Genomic DNA, 1,892 nt, shown 5'->3' with positions numbered 1-1,892 from the left:
GCCGCGGCCCAACGCGGCGGGCGCCTATCTGGCCGGCCGCTTCGCCACCGCCGAGACCGACACCGCCGCCGCCGCCGACCAGCTGCTGGAGGCGCTGCGCCTGGCGCCCGACGAGCCCGAGGTGCTGAACCGCGCCTTCATCGCCACCGTGCTGGATGGCCGCCCCGAGGCGGTGCGCCTGGCCCGCCGCCTGCCGCAATCCGAGCTGGCGCAGATGCTGCTGGCCGGCAGCGACGCCATGGCCGGCCGCTGGGAGCAGGCCGAGCGCCGCCTGCGCAACCTGCCGCGCAGCGGCGCCGCCGCCCTGCTGCAACCCCTGCTGCTGGCCTGGGCCCAGGCCGGGCGCGGCGACACCGATGGCGCGCTGGCCACGCTGCAGCCGCTGATCCAGGGCGGGCGGCTGCGCGGCCTGGCCTCGCTGCACGCCGCGCTGATCGCCGACCTGGCCAACCGCCCGGCCGAGGCCGAGCGCCTGGCCCGCCAGTCGCTCGCCGAATCGCCCGAGGCCAATCTGCGCATGATCCAGGCCATCGCCGGCATCCTGGAGCGCGCCGGCAAATCGGCCGAGGCGGCGCAGCTGATCGAGGCGCTGGCCTCGGTGGGCGACGAATACTCGCTGATCGGCGCCCCCGAGGCGCGGCGCCGCCTGCTGCAGAACCGCGCCGTCGCCTCCCCCGTCGAGGGCATGGCGGAGGCCGAGCTGGCGCTGGCCGGGGCGCTGCGCGGCCAGGGCGCGCCGGAGCTGAGCCTGCTGCTGGCGCGGCTGGCGCTGCGGTTGCGCCCGGATTCCACCCCCGCCCTGCTGGTCGCCGCCGATTCGCTGAACGACGAGAAGCACCCCGAGAGCGCGCTCGCCCTGCTGCGCAACGTGCCGGAAGAGGACCCGCTCTCCGGCATCGTCGCGCTGCGCCGCGCCACGCTGCTCGACCGGGTGAACCGCACCGAGGAGGCGATCGCCGTGCTGCGGCGCCTGGGCGAGCGCTATCCCAGCTCGGTGCAGCCGCCGGCGCGGCTCGGCGACCTGCTGCGTTCGCGCGAGCGCTTTCCGGAGGCGGTCGAGGCCTATACCGAGGCGCTGTCGCGCGTCGGCCGGCCCGAGGCGGCGCCCTGGGCGCTGTTCTATGTGCGCGGCATCGCCCTGGAGCGCTCCGGCGAATGGCCGCGCGCCGAGGCGGATTTCCAGCGCGCGCTGCAGCTCTCGCCCGAGCAGCCCTATGTGCTGAACTACCTGGGCTACAGCTGGGTCGAGCACGGCACCAACCTGGCCGAGGCGCGGCGCATGCTGGAGCGCGCGGTGGAACTGCGGCCGCAGGACGGCAACATCGCCGACAGCCTGGGCTGGGCGCTCTACAAGCTGGGCGACCTGCCCGGCGCCATCCGCTGGCTGGAGCGCGCGGCCGAGCTGGAATCGCGCAACAGCGTCATCAACGACCATCTGGGCGATGCCTACTGGGCGGCCGGGCGGCGGATCGAGGCGCAATACCAGTGGCGCCGCGCCCTGACGCTGGAGCCGGAGCCGGGCGAGGCGCCGAAGATCGCCGCCAAGCTGCGCGACGGCCTGCCCGAGTCCGCACCCGGCCCCGCCCGCCCATGAGCGCCACGGCCCCGGTGGCGGCCCCGGTGGCCGCGCGGCTGGAGGAGGCGGCGCCGGCCAAGGTCAACCTGACCCTGCATGTGCTGGGCCGCCGCGCCGATGGCTACCACCTGCTGGACAGCCTGGTGGGCTTCGCCGGCATCGGCGACCGCCTGGCCTGGCAGCCGGGCGGTGCGCTGCGGCTGGAGGTGACGGGCCCCGAGGCGGCGGCGCTGGCCGCCGAGCCCGACAACCTCGTGCTGCGCGCCGCGCGGCTGCTGGCGGTGGAGGCGGGCTGCCCGCCCCAGGGCGCGCTGCT

At 76.5% G+C, this 1,892-nt stretch carries 1 protein-coding gene and 1 pseudogene; both read left to right on the top strand.

Annotated features, from left to right (window positions below; genetic code table 11):
- The coding region (locus HMPREF0731_RS21140; protein WP_007006280.1) for a tetratricopeptide repeat protein at nucleotides 1-1,594 on the top strand (1,594 nt) is incomplete at its 5' end.
- Nucleotides 1,591-1,892, top strand: a pseudogene (locus HMPREF0731_RS21135) (4-(cytidine 5'-diphospho)-2-C-methyl-D-erythritol kinase); the annotation flags it as partial. The gene HMPREF0731_RS21140 and the pseudogene HMPREF0731_RS21135, both read left to right, overlap by 4 nt.

The organism is Pseudoroseomonas cervicalis ATCC 49957 (genome assembly GCF_000164635.1).
Lineage (GTDB): Bacteria > Pseudomonadota > Alphaproteobacteria > Acetobacterales > Acetobacteraceae > Pseudoroseomonas > Pseudoroseomonas cervicalis.
The sequence above is the reverse complement of the archived record's forward strand: the minus strand, read 5'-3'. Positions and strand labels throughout refer to the sequence as shown.